General features: G+C 38.0%; 6 protein-coding genes. 1 reads left to right on the forward strand and 5 read right to left on the reverse strand.

Translation table 11 applies throughout. The annotated features are described in order from the left end of the window. A partial coding sequence (locus tag AC3LHT_RS05750) for a B12-binding domain-containing radical SAM protein (RefSeq protein WP_488662240.1) occupies positions 1 to 1,325 on the reverse strand: 1,325 nt, incomplete at its 3' end. 280 nt (positions 1,326 to 1,605) lie between these two features. Here AC3LHT_RS05750 and AC3LHT_RS05755 point away from each other — a divergent pair. Then, on the forward strand, positions 1,606 to 2,148 hold the full coding sequence (locus AC3LHT_RS05755) for a hypothetical protein (RefSeq protein ID WP_488662241.1): 543 nt from the start codon (positions 1,606 to 1,608) through the stop codon (positions 2,146 to 2,148). A 152-nt stretch (positions 2,149 to 2,300) separates the two neighbouring features. Here AC3LHT_RS05755 and AC3LHT_RS05760 read toward each other — a convergent pair whose 3' ends face one another. The 4 genes from AC3LHT_RS05760 to AC3LHT_RS05775 all read right to left on the reverse strand — a co-directional run. Then, on the reverse strand, positions 2,301 to 3,005 hold the full coding sequence (locus AC3LHT_RS05760; protein ID WP_488662242.1) for a lysophospholipid acyltransferase family protein: 705 nt from the start codon (positions 3,003 to 3,005) through the stop codon (positions 2,301 to 2,303). Then, entirely contained in the window at positions 3,002 to 4,063 is a 1,062-nt protein-coding gene (locus tag AC3LHT_RS05765) for a lysylphosphatidylglycerol synthase transmembrane domain-containing protein (RefSeq protein ID WP_488662243.1), read from the reverse strand. The genes AC3LHT_RS05760 and AC3LHT_RS05765 overlap by 4 nt, the downstream gene beginning before the upstream one ends. Then, positions 4,060 to 4,791 carry a glycosyltransferase family 2 protein gene (locus AC3LHT_RS05770; protein WP_488662244.1) on the reverse strand — a complete coding sequence of 244 codons (732 nt, stop codon included), beginning with the start codon at positions 4,789 to 4,791 and terminating at the stop codon, positions 4,060 to 4,062. Before AC3LHT_RS05770 ends, AC3LHT_RS05765 begins: the two co-directional genes overlap by 4 nt. Before the next feature lie 19 nt (positions 4,792 to 4,810). After that, positions 4,811 to 5,687: glycosyltransferase family 2 protein (locus AC3LHT_RS05775; RefSeq protein ID WP_488662245.1), on the reverse strand; the 877-nt coding region annotated here is incomplete at its 5' end.

The following is a 5,687-nucleotide window of genomic DNA, read 5'->3' on the forward strand; positions in this document are numbered from 1 at the left end:
AAAGCTTTAATCTCTGTGATGGTAATCCTTTTTGGTATGGAAACATCCGGCAATCTGTATGTTGACAGGAATTTTTTGAGTCGCTTATAGTAATTCCGTGGTGAGTAAAGCCAGTTTACGAGGTTCTTATATCCAGAAATTAGAACTTTCAAATCCATTTTTGGGATGAAGTTAATGGAAACATCAACGTTATTTCCCATAGACTCACCAATCAGTCTGCCTTCAGACCCCATTCTTTCATAGAGCTTGCTTCCCCGGGGAGCGTTCAGGATTCCCACCATTGCTGTAACTATGCCATTTTTCTGAATAAAGCTGAACTGACGTTTAAATATAGATGGAGTATCGTTGTCAAAGCCTACAATAAAACCACCCTGTATCTCAAGCCCAGAGGAATGCAGTTTCTTGATGGATTTTTCAAGATCGTGGGTGATGTTTTGCCGCTTGTTAGCTTCCTTTAAGCTTTCTATATCAGGGGTCTCCAAACCGATAAAAACTTTGTTAAAACCCGCTTTGACCATCAATGCTATCAGTTCATCATCGTCTGAGAGGTCTATTGAAACTTCTGTATATAAACTAAAAGGATAACCATGTTCTTCTTGCCATTGTATGATAGCAGGTAAAACCGCTTTCTTTAATTCAGCCCTCTTTCCAATGAAATTATCGTCTACGAAAAAGACAGCCCCTTTCCAACCAAAATCGTAAAGGGATTGCAGCTCCTTCATAATCTGATTTGCTGTCTTAGACCTTGGTATGCGGCCATTGAGCGCGGCAATCTCACAGAATTCACAATCATAGGGACAACCTCTTGAATACTGGATGCACATGGAGTGATACCACTTAAAATTCAGAAGATCCCATCTGGGAACAGGTGTCTTTCCTATGTCAGGAAATCTTTTGGCTGCGTAATATCTTTTTAGCTCGTTTCTTTTCAAATCATTTATGAGTTCAGGCATAATCTCTTCGGCTTCCCCTATGACAATATGGTTCGCATTAGGAAAATGATCAGGTACCATTGTGAAAAGAGGACCACCTGCTACAACCGGGATGTCCAATTCATTACAGCGCTTGATAACTTCTTTGGCAGATTCACTCTGTACGCTCATTGCGCTTATGAATACATAATCACTGCTTCTAATATCTCTATCTTTCAGCTTCTCACAATTCATATCTATAAGCTTAACGTGCCAATCATCAGGGAGATATGCTGCAACTGTCAACAGTCCCAGAGGAGGTAATGAGGCTCTTTTGGAAATAAACTTCAGAGCGTGTTTAAACCCCCAAAAAGTGTCAGGATATTCTGGATATACGAGTAGGATATTTTTCATATATATCGCCTCCCTTTTCTATATTCAGTTTATCACTTAGCCGTGTCAATTTTGAAGCTTTTGATACCTCATTATCATTTTATTTATAATATACAAACAAGGCCTCTCAAAGGCATTTTGGCTTTAAGAGATTACTACATCAGTGTTTAGGATAATACCACTTAGTTTTATTCTTTCCATTAGGATAAACATGCTTCGACCAGGTAAAGGAAAAGAGTGTCAGCAAAGCATAAAATCAGCTTCACTGTGCAATATAATCAGGAGCATAGGGGGTGAAAATGTGAAAAGAGCAAAATGGTTTGTACCAATGCTTTTGATAGTTGTTTTGCTTTCAAGCAGCTGTATTTGGTTGTTTTTAAGTTGTGTGGATTTTGAAGGACCAGCAGTTGGCACTACTTATTATGTAGGGGATACGACTACACTCAAGTTTACTAAGTTGACCTTTGAGGGATTTTATTGGCTTGGGTCATCAACTCCAACCCTGGCTGGTGAAGCGGCTATACACAATAATCTCATGGCAGGACATACAGGAAAAGATCTGAATTTGAACAATATTTCTGTCAGATTCGAATTCAAAGCGGCTTACTCGAAACTCACTTTGTATTTTGGAGAATATGGTGGGAACATAAATCTGACAATCAATGGAATTCTCAAGAACACGAATGATTTCCTCGATCTTGATGGATCAACTGTCGGTGGAGTGTTGATTTCTGTTACTATGGCGACCCCTGAAAAAGGGCTCCTAACTTTGGAAGGAAATATACACTCCTTTTCCGTTGGTGGTCAGGAACTCTGGATAGATCATGTATGCCCCGAAAAGTGATAAGTTTACTCTGTAACGTTATTGAGAAGGAAAAGCTCCGCAAAATTGCGGGGCTTTTTAAAGATTTAGGATTTTCATTTATTGATCATCATTTCTTTTTTATCAACGCCAGGAGCATTTATTTAATTCAACGATCATGATATAGATGAGAATTACTCTATCCACTTTGGACCTTTCATGTTGTAAAATTCACTGTAATACTCTGAAAAAACTTTTTCTATGGCTTTCATTATTTGCTGAACATCGGCTTCTTCCTTTTGGCTTACATCTGGATACAATGCATCTCCATAATGAATTGTTATTGTTCCACATTTACGGTAATCTCTGATAACACGCCTTACAGCCTTTAATGGTGGTTCAGCGTCTAGCTCAGGTTTGAATACATAGCCATTTTCTATACCAACGGGTACAATTGGAACATTTGCTCTATGAGCTATAACAGCTACGCCTGGATAAAGCTTTTTTTCCCAATTCCAGTAGCCTTCTGGAAATATCATAACTGTACCACCATTTTTGAGGTGGGATATTGTATCCCGAATGGTTTTTTTGTTAAGTGCTTGCTTTATTTGCGGATCCTGGGTAACTCTGAAACGCCATATCGCTTTATAGAGAAATCTTACCAGAGGATAAGGGCCGTCCACCTGATACAATGCTTTTGCTCGATACTGTCCTGAGGTTCTCACGACAAAGAGTGGATCGAAATTGCCTACATGGGTTACACACAATATAAAAGGAGGTTTTGGTAAATGGCCTTTGCTTTTTGATTTTGCGATCAACGGAAGAATAAAGAATATGGTTCCAGCGTAAAGTAACCAGATGAATTCATATATTATATGAGCAAAGAATTTTTTTATCACGTTCGAGTCAACTCCTTCGGTGGTTTTTTGCCAAAGTTCAGCAAAAAGCTCAAAAGGCCAATAAGAATCAGGAAGTGGTAAGTGACAAATCTCCAAATGGAAATGCCAATAATTAATTGTTGATCCGGAAGCATGTTTTTTAACATAGCGAACATACCTGATTCAAAACCTCCGCTTGAACCTGGTGTGGGAATGAAATATACCACAAAACTCAGAAGGACCTGGGCTACTACGCTATCAATGAATGAAAAAGAGTATTCTGTACCGGGAGACAAAAGACCGACCATGACGATATAGAACACACCGTAACTCGTCAACAAATACCCGATAGCAAGCAAAAAGTCATTAAACAATGTTAAAGGTTTTTTTGACCAGATATTCCGCATTCCATCGTTGTAGCTTTTAAACTTCTCGCGAATATCCTCTAAAATTTCCTTTTTTTCTTTCTTTGTCAGCTTACACACTATCTTAAATAAGAGCTTTCGACGAGACAAAAAATTCAAAAAGCCTATAAGCATTTTTCTTGAAAGTGCCAAAATAGTGAAGAAAATCCCAGCACCAACGGTAATTAATATACCTATTGCAAAAACCGTTCCAAGAGTTTCTAATTTGGAAAAAAAAGTTAAATAGTGTGGCAAAAGCAAAATAGCGAGAAAAGCCGTGGCAAAATTGGTCATTAGATATTGAGAGATTACAGCTGCAGAGGCATTTGAAACGGGAATTTTTGCCCTTGTAAGATCATAGATTTGAAATGGCTGCCCACCAGCAGCAAAGGGGGTTATAGCACTGAAAAAAAAACTCAGAACTATGCTACGGTATGACCTAAAATAGGACAAGCGATTATTCAGGGTTCTTAAAAGCAACATAATCCTTAATGCTGATATGCACCAACTAAAAAGTAATACAAAAATGGCCGAAAATACAACATTCCAGGCATTTTTCAATAAATCCAGGTCTATTTTTGCACCGAAAATTTTTTGAATAACCAACAGTATAACAACGCTTGTGGCTACTCCAAAGAAAATTCCCTTAAGTGGCAAAGAATTCTTGCGCATCATTTCTCCTTTTTTTTGTAATATTCATCGTCATAGTACTCGTCGTAAGTAATCCTATTTTTCTTCAAAGCCACATCAAGCCATAGCTTGAAAGCTTCTTTTAAACCATGCAAAAAGTTGGTTTTCATATAACGTCTATTTGATGTATAACATACCATAGTCGGGCAGAATTTTACTCTTCCAATTTTTTTGAGCTTTTTTACAAGTATGAAATCCTGGGAAGCAATTTTACTATCAAGTCTGTAACCGCCAGCAGCGAAATAAGCACTTTTTCTAAAACCAAGGTTTGCTGCGCCTGACAGGCTTACGCCTACAAGATTTGAAAGCGCATTTAAAAAACAGTAGCTAAATATGGTAAGTGTTCTTAAAAATGGTCCATTCTCTCTGAAAGCCATAGGGCCGTATACAGCAACAACCTTCTTATTTTTAAAAGTTTTGGCCATTTTATATAACCAATTATTGGGATAAATCGTATCAGCATCGCAACTGGTTATTATTTCGCCCGCTGCGTTTTTAAACCCTTTGTGCATTGCATAAATCGAGCCCCTACGCTTTTCAAATATAATTTTGTCCGCATATTTGGATGCGATTTCTGGGCTTTTATCAGTGCTCCCGTTGTCAACAACGATAAGTTCATAATCTTTATAGCTTTGTGCGCGAATGGATTTCAGCGTGTCTTCTAAGAACTCCTCTTCATTGAGAACCGGTATAATAACTGTAATTAATGGCATCCTTTTCACATCCTGCTATTCATGGTTCTTCACGCTTCACTTTGTGCCACACAGATTTTTTCCCAAAAGCACGTACAAGCGAGAAAAAAATTGCGAGCTGAAAAAAGACATATCCCAGTGGAAGACCCAAGGTAATGTTGATTAACATATCTTTTGGCCTATACCTGTTATAAAACAGATAACTTGCTACTGCACTTGAATATAATGCGCTAAAAAACAACGGAAAAACCACGCTGAGTAGGTACTTTGCGTCCAGTGAATAAGCTAGTATGGGTATTAGCAAAGGGAAAAGTACTAAAGCACCGATTGTTATATAAACTAAAATACCAAAATAATGGCCCTGGGAAATCTGTTGGGCAATTTTCTTTATCCCGCCGATGTACCACCTGCAGTGTTGGAAGAACAAGTCCTTCAAGTTTAAAGCGTACTGAATTCTACACTTTTTGCCCATTACAAAATTCACCTTGACCTTATTTTTCATCAGCCGAAGCGCAAGATCAAAATCATCTACAAGCGTATAAGGGTCAAATTTTCCTGCAGTATCAAGAATTTCTTTCCTTATGAAAATACCACTATTCATGAAAATTGTTTTCGAAAACAAACCTGAGTAAACAAATGTCTTTATAAAGGAAAAATAGAGGTCTTGAAGAATTACCGCCAAAGTGCGTGATCGATTGTATGACTCAAAATCAGCGAAAACAACGTTAATTCCTGGCAAATCAAACAACGTGGAGTACTCTTTAACGAAGTCCCAATCTACTCGAGCATCGGCATCAAGAAAAAGTACAATGTCTTCTTTAACCAGCTTTAGAGCGCTGTTCAAAGCCCCAGATTTTCCTGGAACATCAAAATTGTGTAAAATGATAAGATTCGGGAATTCCTTTGCGAGTTTAGTC

It is taken from the genome of Kosmotoga sp. (genome assembly GCF_982836095.1).